Genomic DNA, 19,994 nt, shown 5'->3' on the forward strand with positions numbered 1-19,994 from the left:
CTTGCTTCTCCCCAATGTTATCCACCCAAATTGTGGAAAAGTTTATTCTTCGTCTGCGATCTCAAACCACACTTTATAGGATTCAAAAAACTCTCGAATGGTTAACGACATGAGTGAGAAGTTAGCGTCCATATCTGACAAAGTGCCGCCCTGTGAATCATTAAACGCAGACTCTTTCAAGGTGTCGTCGAATTTTACTTTTTTCAGAGTGAGGTCGTCGTTTAGGACGAATGACAGCTTGTCGGTCCAGCGCAGGGCGAGGTTTTTAACACTCATGCCTTGTTCGAGATGGCGGGTAACGTCCTCAGATAGCGGTTCAAGAGATTTGAAGCGAATCTTGGCTTTGTCTTCTGAGCTGTCTTGGATTTCACATTCGTCCCCTGTTTCAAGGCTCGCTGGCAGCTCGTTTTTCATGAGCCAATCCGTCATTAAACTTGCGGGAGAGACTTGAGCTTGCAGGGGGACCATTGGAAAGCTGCCCAAAGTGGTTTGCAGCAGTTTAAACAGCTGTTCTGTCATACCCGCATTGGTGCTGTTAAGAACCAGTAGTTTGGCTTTCAGATCGATGTAGGCCCAAATATCACTGCGTTTGGCAAAGGCTCTCGGGCGTAGGGTAAAGACTAGCTCGTCTTTTAGGTCGCCTTTTTCTTTACGGCCAACTTTGCGGCCTTCGACCAACTCTATCTCTGCGACCTTAGCTTCCAGCTCTTCTCGAACCACTGCAGAGGGAAGTACTTTTTCTTCTTTACCGGCCCGTAGTAATAAACAACGATCGCTGACAATGGTCCATTGCTCACTGTTACGTATTAGGGGCATCCACCCAAAAGTGAATTCGTCTTGGGAGCCGCATTCTTTTAGAGGGTGTTCTGGAATGTTAGCGATCAGTGCGTTGCTGTCGAAGTTTTCCGTCTCTTTCAATTGAAAGATTTGTAGATTCTTAAACCACATAATGTTTGTTAATCCTTGATCGCTGCTTTGAAATGTTTACGACAGACAGAAATATAGCGGTCATTGCCACCGATTTCGACTTGTGTGCCTTCCCGTATTGCGTTGCCGTTTCCATCAACACGGATCACCATGGTGGCTTTACTACCACAATGGCAAATGGTTTTTAATTCGATCAGTTTATCAGACCAGGCTAGGAGCGCTTCACTGCCAGGGAAAAGCTCCCCTTTAAAATCTGTACGGATGCCAAATGCTAAAACAGGGATCTTAAGTCGATCCACCACTTCTGACAATTGATAGACCTGCTCTTTCGTTAGAAACTGGGATTCATCCACCAGTACACAGCCAATTTTTTCTTGGTTATGGTGCGTTTTAATCAGTGCTAGCAGGTCTGTTGCTTGAGTAAATAACTCCGCATCGGCTTGGATGCCAATCCGTGAGGTGATACTTCCTTGCTGATAGCGGTCATCTAGGGCGGCAGTCAGCAAGAAGGTTTTCATACCACGTTCTTCGTAGTTATAGGCTGACTGAAGCAATGTTGTGGATTTGCCTGCATTCATTGCTGAGTAGTAGTAATAAAGCTTTGCCATGGTTTGATCTCAATCCGCAATAGGTTTTTTCTTGGCTTTGTTAAAGGCCACTGCGATCTGCATGGTGAGCCAGTCTGAACGTTTAATCCCAGACATGTCGCACAGGGCATCGAGCTTTTTAACGGTGTCTTCGTCTACTACGAGTTCTACCCGTTTCATGCCCAAGGATTTTTCTTTTTGTCTTTGAACGCGTTTGTTCGCCTTCAATTGGTCTTTTCGTGTTAATGGCTGGGTACGTGGGCGGCCTCGGGATTTGCCAAATAGATCAATGGTGTTGCGGTCAGAGGAAGCTTTAGCCATAGGGTTTTAATACGTATCTTTTTCGTTTGTTAGGAGAAAAGTGCTCGTCACTTTTTGAGGCACATATTATCGGTGGTTTTCCTGTTGGATTGCCAGTCTTTACAGCAAAAAGCGCCCCGAGTGGGGCGCTTGAGTGGGTTATTTCTGGCTTTGCTGATACACCGCGATAAAGTCGAGGAGGACTTCAGCCGCTTCTTCCGCGTAGACATCGTCTTCCAGTGGCTCGATGTCATCAATGGAGTCCAGTGTGGGAAGTCCTAGGGCCGACCGTCGAGTGTTTTCTCGAGCGAGTTCTTTTTCTTCCCCCTGCTCCAATTGGCGCTTGCGGACTTTCTCGTTTAGAGAAATGTTTTTGTAGCGCTCCTGTTGGGCTTTCACATCGTCGATTTGCTCTTCTAAAGCGATGAAATTCGGGTTTTTGCTAATACGGTCATTATGGAATTGAGTGAGTTTGTCCAGATACTCGTTGAAGTCCCAGTAAACGGGGTAACGGGTTTCGTGGATTTTATCCCATGGTAGAGGGTTGTCGAGGGCGCTTTCCCCTACGGTATTTTCATCCAGCAAGGAAGGGAACTTGATGTCTGGCATCACCCCTTTATGCTGTGTGCTGACACCGGAAACACGGTAAAATTTAGCTTGGGTGATTTTAAGCTGGCCTTTGTCCATGTCCTGAAGCACTTGTACCGTGCCTTTACCAAAGGTTTGCCCCCCTAGAATCAATGCTCGGCCGTAGTCTTTTAAGGCGCCAGCGACGATTTCGGAGGCTGAGGCGCTCATGCGGTTGGTCAATACTGCCATAGGACCACTGTAGGTCACACCGCGATCTTGATCCCCAAGGATACTCACTCGACCAGAAGCATCGCGGATCTGAACCACTGGGCCAGCTGGGATGAATAGCCCAGCTAGGGAGTTGGCTTCTTGAAGAGAGCCGCCACCGTTATTACGTAAATCGAGGATGAGTGCCGTGATGTCTTCTTGGCGAAGTTCTTCGATGAGTTTTTTCGTATCACGGGTAGAGCTTTTGTAATCTCGGTCACCCCGTTGAATCGCTGCAAAATCGGAATAGAACGTCGGAAGCTCTATGACACCAATTTTGAAGGTTTCACCGCCACGTTCCACTTCAACGATTTTTTTCTTGGCTGATTGGTCTTCAAGCTTCACCTTGTCGCGCTTGATGGTGATCTTTTTAGTGGCTTGGCCAGCGCTCTTGGCCGGCAGCACTTCAAGGATGACGTTTGTGCCACGTTCACCACGAATCATGTCAACCACATCGTCAAGACGCATACCGATAACATCTACGAATGGTTCGTTTTCCTGCCCAACGGCCACAATGCGATCACCGGGTTGTAGTTCTTTTTGGGCCTCTGCTGGTCCCCCTGGAATGAGACGATCCACCTTGGTGTAGTCATCTTCCATGGTCAGAACTGCCCCAATGCCTTCTAAGGACAGGCTCATGTTGATATTGAAGGTTTCAGAAGCTCGTGGTGCAAAGTAACTAGAGTGTGGGTCTAGAACCGAAGTCACTGAGTTGGCAAAACTCTGGAACACATCGGTAGAGTTGGTTTGTTCGATTCGCTTTAGCTGGCTTTTGTAGCGGCGCACGATGGAGTCGATGATTTTCTCTTGATCATCGCCGTTGAGACGCATGGTTAGGGCGCGGTTTTTAATGCGCTTGCGCCAATAATCATTCAGCTGAGTTTCGCTGGTTGACCATTCTAGGCTGTCTGGGTCCGCGTTGAAGGATTCATCTAAGTCGTATTGAAAGCCTTTTACCATTTCTGGGGCTTGTTCAATGATCCATTGTAGACGCACTTCAGCGCGATCTAGATAGGTATTATAGATGTCGTAGGCGACCTGAGTTTCACCATTGCGTAAGGCGTCATCAAAGTCATTGCGATACTTAGATAAACTGTCGATGTCCTGTTGCAGTAAAAAGCTACGTGAAGGGTCTAGCGCATCGAGGTAATGATCAAACGCTTGTTGTGAGATTTCATCGTTGAGGGGAGTTTTGTTATAGTGGACGCTCTCCAGCATCTCGACGATTTCTTTCGCTACTTTGTCGTAATCGTGAGGCGGCTCTAGCTTTTCATAGGCTGACGCAGTACCGCTAATAAGGGCGATGCTGGGAAGCAAACATAACAATAGGCGTTTATATATCATCCGCGATCGGTTCTCTTAACTGTTTTGTCTGTGGTTCTAAAATCATATTAGACTAGTACCCACAAGACCAGTCCAGTTGTGAAAAAGTCGTTTTTTATATCATTGACTTAGCAGGAATTTATGAATCAAGCCAGTTTTAATCAATCATTATTGTCATTTCTTGATGATTCACCAACACCGTTTCATGCCGTTGTTACCATGAAGCAAAATCTGCAGTCCGCAGGGTACCAAGAGTTAAACGAGCAAGATGAGTGGGTCATAAGTGAAGGAGGGCGTTATTTTGTCACCCGTAATGATTCCTCTATTATCGCTTTTACGGCTCCGAGTTTGGATTTTGCCCATCAGGGGTTTCGGATGATTGGGGCGCACACGGATAGCCCGTGCCTAAAACTCAAGCCAAACGCCCATGTGGAACGCTTCGGTCACCATCAATTAGGTGTGGAAGTATACGGGGGCGTGTTGCTGCATACTTGGCTAGACCGAGACCTTTCTGTGGCGGGACGTGTGACCTTTAAAACGAAAGAGGGGGCGTTGAAAAGTCGCTTAATTGATTTTAAAGATCCGATTGCGGTGGTGCCAAATTTGGCCATTCATTTGAACCGAACCGTTTCTGCAGAGGGCTTTAAGGTCAATCCTCAGGAAGAAATTTTGCCAGTTTTGTGCGGCTCGGATAAGGACTTTGATTTAGATAAATGGTTAACAGAGCAAATATCCCGTCAACATGATGATGCCTCTGTGGAATCCATTTTAAGCTTTGAGTTGTCTCTTTACGACGTACAAAAAGCCGCTATTACTGGTCTCCATGGGGACTACATTTGTGGTGCTCGATTAGATAACTTGTTGAGCTGCTATGTTGGTATGCAAGCCTTGTTGTCTTCTAATGATGAGCGTCCAACGTTGCTTATTTGTACCGACCATGAAGAAGTGGGAAGTCAGTCTGCCTGCGGTGCCAACGGCCCCTTCCTTGAAGATGTGTTACGTCGCTTAACACCTTCTCCAGAGCAATACACTCAGACTATTCAACGCTCTATGTTGGTGTCGGCTGACAATGCCCACGCCTTGCACCCTAACTATGCTTCGAAACACGACCAACTGCATGCGCCATTGATTAACAAAGGGGCTGTAGTGAAGGTTAATAATAACCAACGCTACGCGACAAATAGCGAAACCACGGCGGTGTATAAGGATTTGGCGCAACAGGCTGGTTTTGACGTGCAAACCTTTGTTGTTCGTAGTGATATGGCTTGTGGTAGCACGATAGGTCCGATTACTTCCGGTGAAATTGGGGTGGCAACTTTGGATATCGGTTTGCCGACCTTCGGTATGCACTCTATTCGTGAGTTGGCGGGCAGCGAAGATGCCTTTAACTTATATCAGGTGTTAGTGAAGTTTTCCCAGTGTCCTGAGTTGATCAGCAAATAGTGATTTAGTCTCAATGACGGCCTATAAAAAAGCCCAGCATATTAATGCTGGGCTTTTTTGTGGTGCAGATGTCAGATTACATCAACCACTTGTCCAGTGCTTCGATCTTGCTTTCATCTAGGTCACCGGTAAGTTGTTCTAGGGTGATCTGCTGCAATACGAAGTTGTAGCGTAGTGATTCGTAAGTGTTCTTAGCATCAAAGAAAGTAGACTGTGCGTCCAATAGCTCAACGATGTTACGTGTGCCTACATCGTAACCTGCTTGAGTGGCTTCTAAAGCACTTTGAGAGGAACGGATCAGCTGGCGTTGTGCGTCCACTTGAGCTGCGATGGTTTTAAGGGTAAGAACCGCGTTACGAATGCTAAGCTCGATGTCTTGGATGGAGCTTTCACGAGATTCTAAAGCCGCTTCAGCTGAGGCAGTCGCTTGACGTACCGATGCGTTGATCGCGCCACCACTGTAAAGTGGGATAGACACTCCAAGGCCAATGGCAGCGGAATTCACAACACCGCTTTGCATGGAAGACGGCGCATCACTGTAATCGTTGTCTGTACGAGAAACGGAACCTGTGATGGAGACTGTTGGCGTGCGGCCATTAGACTTTTGAATATTAATGTTGTTCTGGGCTGTTTCAACAGACAGATCTAACACTTTAATACTCTTGTTATTAGTCATAGCACGCTCAATCAGGGTGTTAGCATTCAGCCCTGCTGGAACTGTGATTGGGTAATCTTCTGACAGGCTTGGGATGCTTTCGATTGTTTGGCCAGTGCGTTGGTATAGGGATTCCAAGGCGATGGTTAACTGGGCTTCAGCTTGCAAAGCCGTCACTCGAACGGAGTCATAGCCTGCTTGAGCGTCCTGAAGATCGGTAATGGATACTAAACCCACTTCGTATTGTTTCTTCACGCGGTCCAACTGACCCGCGTAGCTTTTAACCTGTGCTTGAGTGGTATCAAGAGTGGCTTGGGCGGTTAGCACGTCAAAGAAATCTGACAAGGTATTGTATGCGAGGGTCTCTTCCGCTTGTTCGAATTCGATGCCTGAGCTGGTGTAGGCAATTTCTACTGCGTCAACACCATATTCCAAAGCAGGTGAATAAATCGGGTAATCAAGATTAACTGCTAGTTGGTTTTGAACATTACTGTAGGAATCATCAAGGTAATCAGGGTCAGTTTTTGTGTAACCCAAGCTGCCACTGAATGAAATGTTTGGGTAAAGATTGCCTCGAGTGACTTCAACCTGTTCTTTGTCAGCACGGTAGGTGGCTGCAGCTGCACGTAGGCTTGGATCATGGGCCTTAGCAAGGTTATAGACTTGAACGAGGCTTTCTGAGTGGGCGGGAAGAGCAGCTGCCGCTGCTATGAACGACGCGATAATATGCTTTTTCATGGATGTCTTTCTGGCCTTAATATGAAATAAATTTATATTACCTTACAGCGTTAGTAGTGGACACTACTCTAAATGCTATATCTAGTATGACTATTGACAATATCATACAGAATTGACAAATCGAGTCTTATTATTGTGTAAAAAATGGTACTTAGTGGCCGCCCAGCTAGATTGTAGGCGGCCTTGATAAGGTCATTACTGACGTTTCTGTAGGTCAACAGTGTAGCGAATTTTATAAGTGCTGTTGGCTGCAAGATTGCCTGAAGTCATTAAGGCATTCGCTGATATTTGCTCTAGAGAGCGTAGAGACACACCTTTTATGGCTTGGTTAAATTGGTGTGATATCTCATAAGCTTGATCCTGCCGAGACATGTTTTCGAGAGTTAGCTCCCATGTTTGTGTGGTTTTATTATTGTCTTGTGTTTCCGTGATAAGCGTTAATTCCCCTTTTAAGTCGAGGCTTTTATTTAAAGTGGCAGTGACGTTTGCGCCTTCACGGGTATTTTCCAGAGTGACGGGACTGCCGCTTAAGTAATAAGGTTTCTTGTGCCAAAGCGTGCTGTATTGACCTGGAATAAGATCCTTGGGGCTTTTAAAAGCAATCTGTTGGTTAAAGTTTAGCGTTATTGCAGAGGAAGACGGATAGCTGTAGGCCAAAGCAGCATTTTTGCGCTGGTCGATGGGGGCTTTATATTGCCCTAGATCCACTAAAGTCTCTGATGTGGCAGGCAAGGTTAGAGCTGCTAACTCCAAGGTGATTTCGCTATTGGTGTATTGGGTCTCAGGTGGGGCACTTGCCAGCTCCATACGGCTGTCGCTGGCCATGGCATTTTTATACATAGGGCGTACATTGTTAGCGGATTGGCCGTAGTGTAGCAAAGCGCTATTGAGTGCCAAGGATGAGCTGGACTGGTTGCGGATGTTTGCCTGCTGGATAAGTAGGACTTGGTTGTCATCAACTACCAGTGAAAGTTCTGGGGCCCAACTAAGATCCGCGGTTTGATAGGTTAGTTGACCTTGGTAATTAAGGGTTTGACGACTGCCAATAGCAGCCAGTTTAGGTACAAGATAGAAGTCAGAGATAGGGTAACGAGCGGGTACGCGCTTGACGCTTAATGTGAAGTAATTGCCAGAAATGCTCTCTAAAGTACCCTCTAATGATAGGTCCCGTTGCTTGTGTTCTACTACAACAGGTTGCCCCAAGTGTTCCATCCAATTTTGCAGTGATGCATTAGCATATTCAGGCAGTTGGAAAGGTTTGTACCCTTTTGACATAGGAATCAAAGTGCCGTTTATCGGGGTAAAGCTAAGAGATTGTTGCGCGCTAAGTGTTTCAGTAATCTGGCTGCTTTGCTGCTCAATCACCACTGCGTCTGGTGCAGCATAGGCAGCCATGGCTGAAAGCAGTAATCCAGTAAGCAGTGGCTTATCAAGACGCTTTAATGTATCCATCGTGAGCTCCTTTAAAATGGTTAAGCTTATGTCATTAGCGTTCTCCAATTGATTACCAGAATAACGTAGAATGGTTCCTAATAAATAGAACTCTTCATGGAAGGTGATTGTGGCCAACCGGCTTTTACTCATTGATGGCTTAAACTTGATTCGCCGCTTACACGCTGCGCTAGAAAGTGAGTCAGACCCAGAACGACGTATTGAGCGTACTCAAAACCTGTGTATCGATGCCATGGTGAAGCTAATGGATCAGTTTTCACCAAGTCATGTGGCGATAGTATTTGATTCTCCTGAAAAAACATGGCGTCACCAAGTTTATCCAGAGTATAAGCTTGGTCGTGTGCCGATGGATGATAGCCTACTCGAAGCCATGCCTGATTTTGCCAAGGCCTTTCGCTTTAACGGCTGGGCTTGCATACGCTTAGCGGGTTGGGAAGCTGACGATGTGATTGCAACCTTGGCTTATAAAGCCAGTGTACATGGTGTGGGGGCTATGATTATCTCAACGGATAAAGGCTATACCCAGCTATTGAAGCACCCCAATATCCTTCAATATGACTATTTCGCTAAGCAAGGCTACGATCGCATGTGGGCGGAAAATAAATATGGGGTGTCCTGTGAAGCCTTACCTGATTATTGGGCTATGGTGGGGGACACCACCAATCATATTCCTGGTGTGAAAGGCGTTGGCCCTAAATCCGCGGCACAAATTCTCGCCCAACAGCCTGATTTGGAGAGTGTTTTTGCGGATCTATCTGTCTATCCAACAAAATTCCAAAAACTGCTAGAGGGGCAATTAGAGCACTGCGTGTTTGCCCGTTCTATGGTGACTTTGAGAACGGATGTGGACGTTGGTGTTCGCCTTTCTCAATTTGCTATCCCACCTGCTTCTAAGGCTTAGGTCTCTTTAATCTGGGCAAGTTTTAAAAGTTCAGGATCAATTTAGAAAAGATGTGTTTATCCCTTACTGATACCGACTAAGAAGCATATAATACGCGGATTCACTAACCTAATTAATGAGATAGGATATGTCTGAGGTAAGAACTCGTATTGCGCCTTCTCCAACTGGCGACCCTCACGTTGGTACTGCATACATCGCACTGTTTAACATGGCTTTTGCCAAAAAAATGGGTGGCGAATTCATTCTACGTATCGAAGATACTGATCAAACACGCAGTACGCCAGAATCGGAGAAAATGATCTTGGATGCACTGCGTTGGTTGGGCCTAGAGTGGGCAGAAGGTCCAGATGTAGGTGGGCCCCATGGACCATACCGTCAAAGCGAACGAGGCGATATTTACAAAGATTACGCATTAGAGTTAGTGGAAAAAGGCCATGCGTTCTATGCCTTTGAAACCCCAGAAGAACTAGATCAAATGCGCGCTGAGCAAAAAGAGCAAGGCCTGCCTCAAAAATACGATGGTCGAGCTCTAAAACTGACGGCAGAAGAAGTTCAAGCCAAGATCGACGCTGGCGTGCCTTATGTTATTCGTATGAAGGTGCCGGAAGAGGGTACCTGTGTCGTACAGGACATGCTGCGTGGGGAAATCGAAATTGACTGGGCGCAAATTGATCAGCAAGTGTTATTAAAAGCTGACGGTTTGCCAACCTACCACTTGGCCAACGTGGTAGATGATCACTTAATGAAAATTACCCATGTGATCCGTGGTGAAGAGTGGATTAACTCTGCGCCTAAGCACATCCTTTTATACCAATACTTCGGTTGGGATATGCCGACATTGTGCCATATGCCTTTGTTGCGTAACCCTGACAAATCTAAGTTGTCCAAGCGTAAAAACCCAACATCGATTCTGTACTACCAACGAATGGGCTTCTTACCAGAAGCTGTGATCAACTATCTTGGTCGTATGGGCTGGTCTATGCCGGATGAGCGTGAGAAATTTGCTTTGTCTGAAATGATCGAAAACTTTGATATCCAGCGCGTGTCCTTGGGTGGCCCGGTATTCGACGTGGAGAAGCTTAAGTGGCTAAACGGCGTTTGGATTCGTGAGGACTTATCGGTAGCAGACTTTGCTCAGAAATTTGCAGAATGGGGCTTAAATAGTGACTATGTGAACGCTATTTTACCATTGATCATCCCACGTATTGATACCTTCTCGGACGTAGCAGATGTGGCGGGCTTCTTCTTTAAAGGTCAGTTGAATGTGACGGCTGAGTCCTTCGCTGACATCAAAATGGAAGAGGAAACTCTACGTAAGGCGTTACAATTTGCATTGTGGAAGCTGGAAGCACTTCGTTCATGGGAAAAAGATAAGATCTTTGCTGAGATGAAGTCCCTTGCTCAAGCAATGGAGGTCAAGCCTAAAGATTTCTTCGCGCCATTGTTTGTGGCTGTGGCAGGTACAACGGCTTCTGTCTCTGTGTTCGATTCCATGACCATTCTGGGGCCAGACATGACACGTGCCCGCTTACGTCATGCTGTCAATGCGGTGGGTGGACCGTCCAAGAAAGAAGCTAAGCGTTGGGAAAAAGAGTTCGCGGCGTTGTAATCGCACTTCTAGATTAAGCTTCATATATAACAAAAAAAACCGGCTCAAGTTAATTGAGCCGGTTTTTTATTGCCCCTAAGGGTGGGGGTTTAAGGTGTTGTGAAGACGGATGTTTTATCGTCTAGGGCCGATACTTGATCGTGAATATGACGAGTATTGCCTTCAATACTGTTGATGTCGCCATTATCACGCTGTAGCTGCTGAGCTATGCGATCCATTTCTTCACTCATGTGGACGGCCGTCTTCGCTACTTCTTGAATGGAGCGTGCCATATCCGCAGATGAGGTTGAGCTGGTTTGAGCATTTTGCTCGATTTCACGAATGGCCAGTTCTGCTTTTTCACTGAATTCTTCAATCGAACGCAAGTTCTCTTGGCCACTTGCCATGGTAGTAATTGCAGACTGTGTTGAAACCTGAATGGTGCCAACAATGTCTGTAATTTTAGCGGTTGCATCGACAGTTTTCTCAGCCAAAGAGCGTACTTCGTCGGCGACGACAGAGAACCCTCGACCTGCTTCACCGGCGCGTGCGGCTTCGATTGCAGCATTAAGAGCCAGTAGGTTGGTCTGATTTGCAAGGTCATTGATCATGGCGATCACGTTGTCGATGTCTTTGGATAATTGCCCAAGGTCGTTTAACTGACGGCCTGTCTGGTTCACAACTTCAATGGTCTTACCTAAATTAGACAAAGCGCCTTTGATCGTTTCGGAGCCTAACTTCGCGGATTCATAGGTGTGCTTAGATTGCTCACTCAGTTCATCCGTTGTATGAGAAATGCTCGATATGGTGGTGGAAATTTCTTCCGTGGCGGCAGCCAATGAGTTCGTCTGTTCACTCACGGAACGGTTGCTTGAAGCAATGTTGCCTACTGCGCCGTTAAGTTTGCTCACCATATCGCTCACGTCACGTGTCGTGTGGACGACGTCACCGATAACGGAGCCAAGGCCATTGGTCATTTCATTCACCGAGCTACATAGGGAATCAAATTCATCGTTACGCTTGGTGTTAACTGGAAGTCTTGCAGTGAGATCACCGTTTTTGACCTTGCTCAGGTCACGAATGATTTGGCTAAGAGTTTGATTAACACTTCGACCAATTCCCATCATCATGAGGCCTGCTAAGACAGCAACGATGACGCTCACTACAATAACACTGATGCTGGCCTGTTGTGATTGATCTGCTGCCTGCTGGCGTGCAGCAACTACTTCAGAGCGCAATAGTTCTTGAGCTTGGTTAGTGGCTTGATTGTATTGACTACGAATCTGTGCAAACTGAGTTTCAAGGCCGCTCAGAGTGCCGATTACTTCACCGTACTGCTGCACTTTTTCATGGTACGCAACGATGAACTCACCAAATCGCTCTTCAAGACCGAAGTTAACAACCCGCTCGTAGAATTTATCATAACGTTCTTCAAAAGCTGCTTGGTTGTCAGCGGTGGGCTCGAAAATGAAGTTCTTTTCTGCTTCACGGACTGGCAGGAACTCTTGTTTCACCAAACTTAAAAACGAAACTTTTTCGACCACAACTTCCCCAAGGTTCCAGATTTCGCCTTTTAGGCCTGAGGTGGCAGTAAAGCCGATATCATGTTTTAGGGTGACTAATTCGTTAAGAATGCTGGAGTAACTTTCTAAATAACCGCTGATGTCTGCTAATACGCTTTCTGTTTCAGGGTTATCAACTAATTCAATGTCTTCATTGATGACAGTGGCAAACTGTTCAGAATTGGTTGTCAGGGTGGAAAGGTAAGACTCATATGAGTCGTCACTGAGCGTACCTAGTTGCTCGTATAATTCCATATTGGAAATTACGAGGGAGGAGAGGTCATTGCGGACCTTAGTAATAGACTCAAAACGCTCAGATGCTGATGTTTGGGCGTTCATTCCATTGAGGGCAACTACGGTTACAATTACGAAACCTAATATCGCACCACTCAAAAGAATCGTCAGTTTAGCCTTAAAGCTTAGATTTACCAGCATTAAAATCACCTGCGTAGTTATTATTGTATTTGTTATAGCTCTACTATCGTCTCTAGTAGGCAAAATTCCATAGCTAGAGTATTGGGTTTTGTCTGAGTTTTGTAAATACTTATGTGCCTATCTTTACCTATTCTTCCTAAAACCGAATGATTATAAGCACTTAGCAGATTCAGTTTGATGTAACTGAGTGACAATTAAATACGGTGAGGATCTAACTGAAGTTTAGTTTGACGTCTGCCAAGCATTTCGATTTCTCCCTTATAGCGGGTATCGCCTGCCGTACTAAAAGTGAATTTATAACGACGTAAAATTCGTAGTTGACCATCACGGTAGGTGGGGCGCCAATACACACCATAGATAGAATCATCTAGCATTTGGAGGTCGAGTGTTTTGCAGTGAAGCTTTACTAGCTTAAGGGCAGACTCTCGGGTGCTTAGGTTTTGCCATACCATGATGCCAATCAGCATAAGAGAAAAGATAACAATTAGATCGAGAAGGGTGATATTCATTAGGTCAGCTTGATTTCGTTGAGAAGACAAGCTTACAAAGCTTAGAAGAAAAAGAAAACACGCTTCCCTCAAAAGCAGGAGAGAGAGAAAAGAAGGAAGCGTGTTTTTATGCAGAAATTTATCGTAAGTTAATCATGTCATTACACGAATTTGGTCATTCGGGGCAGCGAATGAGTGGAAGCCAAATGAGTCGTGTGTAAATCCATGAGCCAGTCAGTTTTAACTTACGCGGCTGCCAGTGCCTGCTCTGCATAAAGCTGTATAACCCACTGCTCAATACGTTGATCAGTTAGGTCAAATTGTTGGTCCTCATCTATAGCCAGTCCAATAAACTGGGATTTGTCTTCGTTTGCGGCTAACGAGGCTTCAAAGTCATAGCCTTCCGTTGACCACTGTCCAATAAATGTAGCGCCAGTGTTTTTGAGCTTCTCATAGAGCCAGCCCATAGCGTCTACAAAGTAGTCGCCGTAACCAAATTGATCCCCTAGGCCGTACAAGGCGATCACCTTGTTATTTAAATCCAATTGCGACAGGGCATCGCCTACGTCTTCCCAATCGCTCTGGATACCACCGAAATCCCATGTAGGGATGCCTAAGATCAAAAAGTCATATTCCATTAACGCGGTCACGTCTACATCGGTAATATTATGCAGCTCCACCGCTTGATCTAACTCTGCAAATTGTTCCTGTATCTTTTGACCGACCATTTCCGTATTACTTGTGTCTGTACCGTAAAATAGTCCGATGCTGTTCGCTGTGCTCATAGTGTCCTCAAGGGTTATTGCATACTGCCTAGCTGATGACTCATAACGCCAAATCGCTTGACGCAGGCCTTTTCTACATCCGCTTGTGCTAACCCTGTCTCTGCGGTGATCAACTTAGCTAGATCTAAGCTGTTATCCGATGACTGCTTTGACATGGCTTTGCGGATTGCCGCCTCAATTTGGTATTCGGTTAAGGTCATGCCAGTGATAATAGGGAAGCCTATTTCTAATGCTGTACGAGTTAATCCAACATTTCTAGCGAGTGTTTTCGCTGTCAATTTAAAGTTGGCTTCCAAAAGATTTTGGCCTGAAAAAAGTTTTTTCTGGCAGTTTTCACATTGTGATAAGTGGTTGGTTACTTGAATGTGCTCAATCACTTGAAACAAGGTGCTGTAAAGTTTGCCTGTAAAAGCAAGATTGCTGCCTTGTTGAGAAAATACAGCGCTTAAGTCTTCTACTAGATCACTGGATACGGTGAGGTTAAAGGCTCCACCTGTTTCCATTGCAACCCTTTGTTTAAAGAAGTGCATGACGTTTTCTAGTTGTTCGCCAGTGATTTGGGCTAGTAACTCCCAAGTTAAATAGATTTGCGACCAATGAAAGGATTGTTTTTGAGTGACAGACCAATCGACCGTCGCGGCTTCATATACAGGTGTTACTTGTGCACTAACGATGTTGTGAGCGGTGTATGTCTCTTCATCGTGGGTAAACGTTAGATACAGACCTGGAGCCAAATTTTCTTCAATAGTGACGGCTTGTTTTACATACGTAGACTGCTGAATCAGCTGAATGCTGGCGGTAGCAGCTGCTTTTATATGACGGCTACCAGAGACGAACTTAGACCAATGGTCGGCAATGTGACCGCTGGGTTCGTATAGTGTGTCTGCTGATATTCGCATAGTGTCATCACTCTTAAGTTTTGAGAATGATTACTATTTAATACCATGGTTTTAGTTAATGCAAGTGCTTCTCATTTAAATTTACAAAAAGCTTTTACATCAACTGCAAATATCCAAGAATTGTCACGCCTAAACTGGTCGTCAGTAAAGAGAAGAGAGTGCTTAAGACAATGATGTTGGCGGCTAAAACGGCATTGCCATTCATGGCTCTCGCCATAATATAGCCAGCCGAAGCGGAAGGTGAGGAGGACAGCAAGAATAGGATACCCAATTCAATCCCTCGAAAACCGACTAGAAAGCCACCAAGTGTCAAAACCACAGGCATTAGGATCAATTTGCCAAGGGTGGAGAGCATTGCTGGGGTAAGGTCCTGCTTTAGCTCTTTAAAGCGAAGGGAGGCCCCTGCACACAAGAGTGCGAGAGGAAGTGTCATCCGGGCAAAGTAGTTGCCTGCTTGGGTGACGACATCTGGCAGTTTAAGGTTGATTTGAGTGGCAATTAAGGCCAATACGATAGCAATAATTAGCGGGTTTTTCGCAATAGCGATCAAAGAGTCTTTGATGCTTTTGTTAGCGCCCATTGAGCGGTTAATGGTGATGACCGACAGTACGTTATACAGGATCATGAGGCCGCCAATGTAGATTGAGGCGATGGCCAGCGCTTCGTCACCATAGGCATTAATACAATAGGCAAGACCAATGATGGCCATGTTAGAGCGGAACGCCCCTTGTACAATGATGCCACGGTCAGCTTTTTTGGGGATTAATCGGCTGGCAAGTACTTCCAGCACTAGGTAGGTTAGAAAGGTTGCGATAACACCGAACATCAAAAGGGACAGGTGACTGCCTGGGTTTTTTGAGTGCTCGGTAATACTGATAAAAATGAGGGCAGGCATGGTAACGTTAAAGACTAGCTTTGACGCTACATCAACGAAGTTATCGTTGATCATGCCGATGCGTTCTAGAAAAACACCCACAATCAAAACAAGGAAGATTGGGGCTGTGATAGAGATGGAAAACTCTACCACTGATAGAAAACTATCCATGTTGCCTGCCGTGCATTTAAGGTTTAGTCGTTGTTCTCGAATCGGTAACCAGCACCGTACACTGAGTGAATGACATTCAATTCAGGTGCAACAGCAGCAATTTTCTTACGCAATTTTTTGATGTGGCTATCGATCGTACGGTCACTTACCACACGGCTATCGGTGTAGATGCTCTTCATGATCAAGTCACGGCCAAATACACGTCCTGGCTCTTTGATTAATAGCTGCAGTAATTGGAACTCAACGGTTGTAAGGTCGATTAGCTCGCCCTTGTAGGTTGCACGTAAACGGTCTGCATCCAGATCGAAGCCGTCTGTTTTAGGGGCTTCAGTTTGGTCAAGCTCTACGCGGCGAAGGTTCGCTTTTACACGAGCAACAACTTCACGTGGACTAAATGGCTTACAAACATAATCGTCTGCGCCCATTTCTAGGCCAATCAAGCGGTCAATTTCTTCTGCTTTAGCGGTCACCATAATGATAGGCATGCCGCTGAACTGGCGCACTTGTTTACACACTTCAACCCCATCCAGACCGGGGAGCATCAAATCCAATAGCATCAGATCTGCTTGGTTGTTTTTTAGGTAGTCAACGACCTGATCGCCACGATCAATATGGTGGTGCTCGTAGCCTGCCTGCTCAAGATAAGCGGCCATCAATTCTGCTAATTTAGGTTCGTCTTCGACAATCAGTACTTTGCTCATAGTTCTCAAGTCCATATTAATTTAAAGGAAATTCAATACGTATTCCCAATCCTTCAGTATCAGGCTGATAGGCGGAAATAGAACCTTGGTGTCCATCGACAATGTTCGCACAGATGGCAAGGCCAAGGCCGCGCCCGCCGGTTGCACGATTGCGTGAATTTTCCACGCGGAAAAATTGTTCAAAAATGCGTTTGATATCGTCTTCGCTAACCCCTGGAGGCGTATCTTCCATTAATACAACGGCTTTCTTGCCTTCCCTAGTTAGCGTAATGGTCAATTTGCCCGGTGCGTTCGTATACTTCAACGTGTTGTTCATAAGGTTAGAAAACAACTGATGTAAACGGTCTGCATCACCCGTAATCATGATGGGCGCTTTTTTCACAATTACAAGTTCTAGTTCAATGCCCGCTTCATCAAATGGCAAATGCATCGAAGAAACGGTTTGTTCTAAAATGTCATTAAGTTCCAAATCATCCATATCATAATTTAAACTGCCCATGTCATGCATAGAGAGTTGGTTCAGGTCATCAATTAATCGAGCGATATGAACCGCTTCTTGCTGTAGGGAGTTCAAGGAGTCTGGTGTCACCTTGATAATACCATCCTGCATGGCTTCGATTTCACCTCTAAGAATTGCCACTGGGGTGCGCAATTCATGGGCCGTGTCTGCTACCCACTTTTTACGAGCTTCACGCATGTGTTCTAGGGTGCAAGCAAGGTGGTTAAAATCGCCACCCAAATCCGCTAGTTCGTCAGTGCCTTTAATCTTAATACGGGTGTCGAACTTGCCTGCAGCAAGTCGTTTCGTAGCTTGTCTAACCGTACCAATTGGACGGCTTAGCCATTGGGCGAGAGGCCAAGTTAGCAAGGCGGCAATGGTCAGCATAAATGCTGAAATTAATAAGAAGGCTTCACCTTGTTGGCGCACAAAGCGAAGCGTCTGGTCTTGTACTAGGGCACGCATTGAGCGTAAGCCCACATATCCCACTAATTCATTGTCGACCATTACCCCATGGGTTTCGGCATCCTTAAAGGGGACTTCACCAATCAAGGGTTGCTGATCTTTGTTAAACAATAAAAACCGTTGGCGGTAATATTGCGAAGGGTAGATCAAGTCCAGATTTGGGGTGCTTGGTGGTGGAATTAAATCGCGAATATTATCCAGTTTGGCGGTCTGCCACTCTTTTTCTAGGCGACTTTCTTGCACTAAGAAGTACCAGTCATCGTAATAAATATAAAGATTGGCAGTTCGGTTGGCCATCTGCTGAAGGAAGTCTCGATCACGCTCCGTGGCGTAGGTGACGAAACCGCGATCAAAACTCCATTGGAAAACCTGCCACATGGAGACGATCAAAAGTACGTTGCTCAATACAAAAACGACAAAAAGTTTGTGACGGATTTGAAAGCCTTTGGAACCAATCATAGAGTCGTTTCTGCTGTCCTGTGTGAGTTGGGTGGATCAAGTATTGAGCTGTGATGCTACTATATCGACCAAACGGTTAAGCTGGCTATCTTTACATTAGTAAATAATGAGGAATTACTATCAATGCTGAGTATTTGATAGATCCTGCGCTGCTTGGCCCCGTTCACGACGACTATTGCATTCCCAAAACACAGATTTATCACACTTTGCACATTGGTTTAAATCCATATCTCGTTCGATTTGCTCAATGGCAATCCCTTTTCCAGGGTAGACATGGGTTTTGCCAACATGTTCTATGACACCGAAGGTGTTCAAGCGGTCTAATTGCCAAAGGTAGCGAGCAACCAAGTGTACTCGGGTGCCATTCTTGCCTTGGCGAGTAGCAAGCTGTTTGAGGAAGTGCGCGCCTTGCATATCAATTGCAGATAAGCCACGGCACAAGATGACCCAGTGATCCTTGTGGGGCATTTGGGTTTCTATGTCGTGAAATTGCTTCGCCATAAAGTCCACAGAACCAAAATAAAGTGGGCCGTCTAGACGGATAAAATGTATCTGAGGGCAGGTCTCCAAATCAAAATGCATGATGTTATGGAAGTAGCGACCCTCTTGGGTTTGCATGGGAGCCAGAATGCGCACATTTGGTTTCGCTGTCTGATTCAGAAATAGCGCCAAGCTCAAGCCAACCCCGACCAAGATGCCGAACTCTAAGCTAATGCCGATCGTGCTGAGTAAAGTGACTAAGGCAATGGATAATTCACTGCGGCTAGTGTGGGCATAATGCAGTAGCTCTTTGAATTCAATCAGCCGCCAACCCACCAAAATAATAATGCCCGCCATGGCTGGGATCGGTAAATGGGAAAACAGAGGCGCGATTAGTAACAAAATAAGTAATAAGAAGACGCTGGAAAAAATAATGGCTAACGGTGTGCGAGCACCGGCTTCCACGTTGATGCCGCTTCGGGTAAAGGACCCTGAACTCATGTAATTAGAGAATAGGCTGCCGACAATATTAGACATGCCTTGTCCGACAAACTCTTTATTGGTATCGATTTCCTGTTGGGTTTTGAGGGCGATCGCTTTGGAAATAGAAGCCGCTTCCAGTAACCCGATCAGGGCAAGTACCACCGCTCCTGGAATTAATTCTCGTAACGTATCAGAAGAGAATGTAATTAATGCAAAAGGCGGGATTGCCTCTTTTAGCTCGCCCACTAGAGGAACGCCGTGTTCACCAGCCTGCATTAAATAGCCAGCAACACTACCAGCAATCAGCGCCATCAAGTAATGGGGCAGCTTGCTAGATATCTTGCGAATAATCATGGCGGATACAATAGTAATGACGCAGATACCGAGGGAATACAGGTTGGTTTGAGGTCCTACATGGGCCAGGGCATTAATAAAGCTTAAGATCGATTCTGGTCTGGGAAGCTCCGCTGTTAAAGCGTGTTGAAATTGGCTCAACATGATGAGTAAAGCTGCACCAGTAATAAAGCCAACCATCACCGCATGGGATACAAAGTTCGTCAAATTCCCCAGTTTCGCCAATCCAAGGGCGAGCTGAATCACCCCCGCCAGGAAGGTAATCGCTAAGGCGGCTTGAATAAATTCTGCCGATCCTGGCGTGTACAGCCCAGCGAGAGAAGAGAATAAAAGTGCGGAAATCGCTGTGGCGGGTCCGCAGACCATATGCCATGAAGAGCCAAAAAGAACGGCAATGATAGGTGCTACCATGGCACTGTAGAAGCCGTACTCAGCCGGTAAGCCTGCAATGGCGGCAAAGGCGATCCCCTGCGGAATCGACATGGAGGCACAGGTTAGTCCAGCAATAATGTCTGCTTTAATCGTTGATCCTGTTATCAGGTGAAGCCAAGGTAGCCAACGATGCAGAGCTGTAGACATTAGGGGTCT

The 19,994-nt window shown here is 45.9% G+C and carries 17 protein-coding genes; 3 read left to right on the plus strand and 14 right to left on the minus strand.

Going from position 1 to position 19,994, the window contains the following annotated elements; translation table 11 throughout:
• Window positions 1-42: 42 nt before the first annotated feature.
• The 4 genes from ACZ5DR_RS11250 to ACZ5DR_RS11265 all read right to left on the minus strand — a co-directional run bounded on the left by ACZ5DR_RS11250 (window position 43) and on the right by ACZ5DR_RS11265 (window position 3,995).
• Window positions 43-948, minus strand: coding sequence for a recombination-associated protein RdgC (locus ACZ5DR_RS11250; RefSeq protein ID WP_377369370.1), 906 nt, complete (start codon window positions 946-948; stop codon window positions 43-45).
• An 8-nt stretch (window positions 949-956) separates the two neighbouring features.
• Window positions 957-1,535, minus strand: coding sequence for a thymidine kinase (locus ACZ5DR_RS11255; protein WP_377369372.1), 579 nt, complete (start codon window positions 1,533-1,535; stop codon window positions 957-959).
• Between the two features lie 9 nt (window positions 1,536-1,544).
• Window positions 1,545-1,835 carry a LexA regulated protein gene (gene ybfE, locus ACZ5DR_RS11260; RefSeq protein WP_377369374.1) on the minus strand — a complete coding sequence of 97 codons (291 nt, stop codon included), beginning with the start codon at window positions 1,833-1,835 and terminating at the stop codon, window positions 1,545-1,547.
• Between the two features lie 138 nt (window positions 1,836-1,973).
• A complete protein-coding gene (locus tag ACZ5DR_RS11265) occupies window positions 1,974-3,995 on the minus strand; it encodes a carboxy terminal-processing peptidase (RefSeq protein ID WP_377369376.1) in 2,022 nt (673 codons plus the stop codon).
• 120 nt (window positions 3,996-4,115) lie between these two features.
• On the opposite strand from ACZ5DR_RS11265, the gene ACZ5DR_RS11270 reads away from it, so the two are divergent.
• Complete coding sequence (locus ACZ5DR_RS11270; protein ID WP_377369378.1) at window positions 4,116-5,417, plus strand: M18 family aminopeptidase; 1,302 nt, start codon at window positions 4,116-4,118, stop codon at window positions 5,415-5,417.
• A 76-nt stretch (window positions 5,418-5,493) separates the two neighbouring features.
• On the opposite strand, the gene ACZ5DR_RS11275 is transcribed toward ACZ5DR_RS11270, so the two are convergent.
• Both ACZ5DR_RS11275 and ACZ5DR_RS11280 read right to left on the minus strand, forming a co-directional pair.
• The gene (locus ACZ5DR_RS11275) at window positions 5,494-6,810 is read right to left on the minus strand and encodes a TolC family outer membrane protein (protein WP_377369380.1); all 1,317 of its coding nucleotides are present in this window, start codon (window positions 6,808-6,810) and stop codon (window positions 5,494-5,496) included.
• A 195-nt stretch (window positions 6,811-7,005) separates the two neighbouring features.
• A complete protein-coding gene (locus ACZ5DR_RS11280) occupies window positions 7,006-8,262 on the minus strand; it encodes a hypothetical protein (RefSeq protein ID WP_377369382.1) in 1,257 nt (418 codons plus the stop codon).
• Between the two features lie 109 nt (window positions 8,263-8,371).
• On the opposite strand from ACZ5DR_RS11280, the gene xni reads away from it, so the two are divergent.
• Both xni and gltX read left to right on the plus strand, forming a co-directional pair.
• Window positions 8,372-9,163 (plus strand): flap endonuclease Xni, encoded by a 792-nt coding sequence (gene xni / locus ACZ5DR_RS11285; RefSeq protein WP_377369384.1) that lies wholly within the window; start codon window positions 8,372-8,374, stop codon window positions 9,161-9,163.
• 127 nt (window positions 9,164-9,290) lie between these two features.
• A complete protein-coding gene (gene gltX, locus ACZ5DR_RS11290) occupies window positions 9,291-10,772 on the plus strand; it encodes a glutamate--tRNA ligase (RefSeq protein WP_377369386.1) in 1,482 nt (493 codons plus the stop codon).
• Between the two features lie 89 nt (window positions 10,773-10,861).
• Here gltX and ACZ5DR_RS11295 read toward each other — a convergent pair whose 3' ends face one another.
• From ACZ5DR_RS11295 to ACZ5DR_RS11330, 8 genes are all read right to left on the minus strand, one after another.
• The gene (locus ACZ5DR_RS11295) at window positions 10,862-12,748 is read right to left on the minus strand and encodes a methyl-accepting chemotaxis protein (protein ID WP_377369388.1); all 1,887 of its coding nucleotides are present in this window, start codon (window positions 12,746-12,748) and stop codon (window positions 10,862-10,864) included.
• Window positions 12,749-12,942: 194 nt separating this feature from the next.
• Window positions 12,943-13,257 carry a DUF3301 domain-containing protein gene (locus ACZ5DR_RS11300; protein WP_377369390.1) on the minus strand — a complete coding sequence of 105 codons (315 nt, stop codon included), beginning with the start codon at window positions 13,255-13,257 and terminating at the stop codon, window positions 12,943-12,945.
• Between the two features lie 224 nt (window positions 13,258-13,481).
• Window positions 13,482-14,021 (minus strand): flavodoxin FldB, encoded by a 540-nt coding sequence (fldB, locus tag ACZ5DR_RS11305; RefSeq protein WP_377369392.1) that lies wholly within the window; start codon window positions 14,019-14,021, stop codon window positions 13,482-13,484.
• Between the two features lie 14 nt (window positions 14,022-14,035).
• Window positions 14,036-14,920, minus strand: coding sequence for a hypothetical protein (locus tag ACZ5DR_RS11310; protein ID WP_377369394.1), 885 nt, complete (start codon window positions 14,918-14,920; stop codon window positions 14,036-14,038).
• A gap of 94 nt (window positions 14,921-15,014) precedes the next feature.
• The gene (locus ACZ5DR_RS11315) at window positions 15,015-15,965 is read right to left on the minus strand and encodes an AEC family transporter (protein WP_377369396.1); all 951 of its coding nucleotides are present in this window, start codon (window positions 15,963-15,965) and stop codon (window positions 15,015-15,017) included.
• 23 nt (window positions 15,966-15,988) lie between these two features.
• On the minus strand, window positions 15,989-16,666 hold the full coding sequence (locus tag ACZ5DR_RS11320) for a response regulator (protein ID WP_377369398.1): 678 nt from the start codon (window positions 16,664-16,666) through the stop codon (window positions 15,989-15,991).
• 16 nt (window positions 16,667-16,682) lie between these two features.
• Window positions 16,683-18,089 (minus strand): ATP-binding protein, encoded by a 1,407-nt coding sequence (locus ACZ5DR_RS11325; RefSeq protein ID WP_377369400.1) that lies wholly within the window; start codon window positions 18,087-18,089, stop codon window positions 16,683-16,685.
• Window positions 18,090-18,209: 120 nt separating this feature from the next.
• Window positions 18,210-19,985, minus strand: coding sequence for a SulP family inorganic anion transporter (locus ACZ5DR_RS11330; protein WP_377369402.1), 1,776 nt, complete (start codon window positions 19,983-19,985; stop codon window positions 18,210-18,212).
• Window positions 19,986-19,994 lie beyond the last annotated feature (9 nt).

This window comes from Marinomonas vaga (assembly GCF_055388305.1).

Bases quoted from the DNA above. Each gene is read 5' to 3' on its own strand.
- ACZ5DR_RS11250 (WP_377369370.1), bottom strand. From the start codon at position 948: ATGTGGTTTAAGAATCTACAAATCTTTCAATTGAAAGAGACGGAAAAC.
- ACZ5DR_RS11255 (WP_377369372.1), bottom strand. From the start codon at position 1,535: ATGGCAAAGCTTTATTACTACTACTCAGCAATGAATGCAGGCAAATCC.
- ybfE (WP_377369374.1), bottom strand. From the start codon at position 1,835: ATGGCTAAAGCTTCCTCTGACCGCAACACCATTGATCTATTTGGCAAA.
- ACZ5DR_RS11265 (WP_377369376.1), bottom strand. From the start codon at position 3,995: ATGATATATAAACGCCTATTGTTATGTTTGCTTCCCAGCATCGCCCTT.
- ACZ5DR_RS11270 (WP_377369378.1), top strand. From the start codon at position 4,116: ATGAATCAAGCCAGTTTTAATCAATCATTATTGTCATTTCTTGATGAT.
- ACZ5DR_RS11275 (WP_377369380.1), bottom strand. From the start codon at position 6,810: ATGAAAAAGCATATTATCGCGTCGTTCATAGCAGCGGCAGCTGCTCTT.
- ACZ5DR_RS11280 (WP_377369382.1), bottom strand. From the start codon at position 8,262: ATGGATACATTAAAGCGTCTTGATAAGCCACTGCTTACTGGATTACTG.
- gltX (WP_377369386.1), top strand. From the start codon at position 9,291: ATGTCTGAGGTAAGAACTCGTATTGCGCCTTCTCCAACTGGCGACCCT.
- ACZ5DR_RS11295 (WP_377369388.1), bottom strand. From the start codon at position 12,748: ATGCTGGTAAATCTAAGCTTTAAGGCTAAACTGACGATTCTTTTGAGT.
- ACZ5DR_RS11300 (WP_377369390.1), bottom strand. From the start codon at position 13,257: ATGAATATCACCCTTCTCGATCTAATTGTTATCTTTTCTCTTATGCTG.
- fldB (WP_377369392.1), bottom strand. From the start codon at position 14,021: ATGAGCACAGCGAACAGCATCGGACTATTTTACGGTACAGACACAAGT.
- ACZ5DR_RS11310 (WP_377369394.1), bottom strand. From the start codon at position 14,920: ATGCGAATATCAGCAGACACACTATACGAACCCAGCGGTCACATTGCC.
- ACZ5DR_RS11315 (WP_377369396.1), bottom strand. From the start codon at position 15,965: ATGGATAGTTTTCTATCAGTGGTAGAGTTTTCCATCTCTATCACAGCC.
- ACZ5DR_RS11320 (WP_377369398.1), bottom strand. From the start codon at position 16,666: ATGAGCAAAGTACTGATTGTCGAAGACGAACCTAAATTAGCAGAATTG.
- ACZ5DR_RS11325 (WP_377369400.1), bottom strand. From the start codon at position 18,089: ATGATTGGTTCCAAAGGCTTTCAAATCCGTCACAAACTTTTTGTCGTT.
- ACZ5DR_RS11330 (WP_377369402.1), bottom strand. From the start codon at position 19,985: ATGTCTACAGCTCTGCATCGTTGGCTACCTTGGCTTCACCTGATAACA.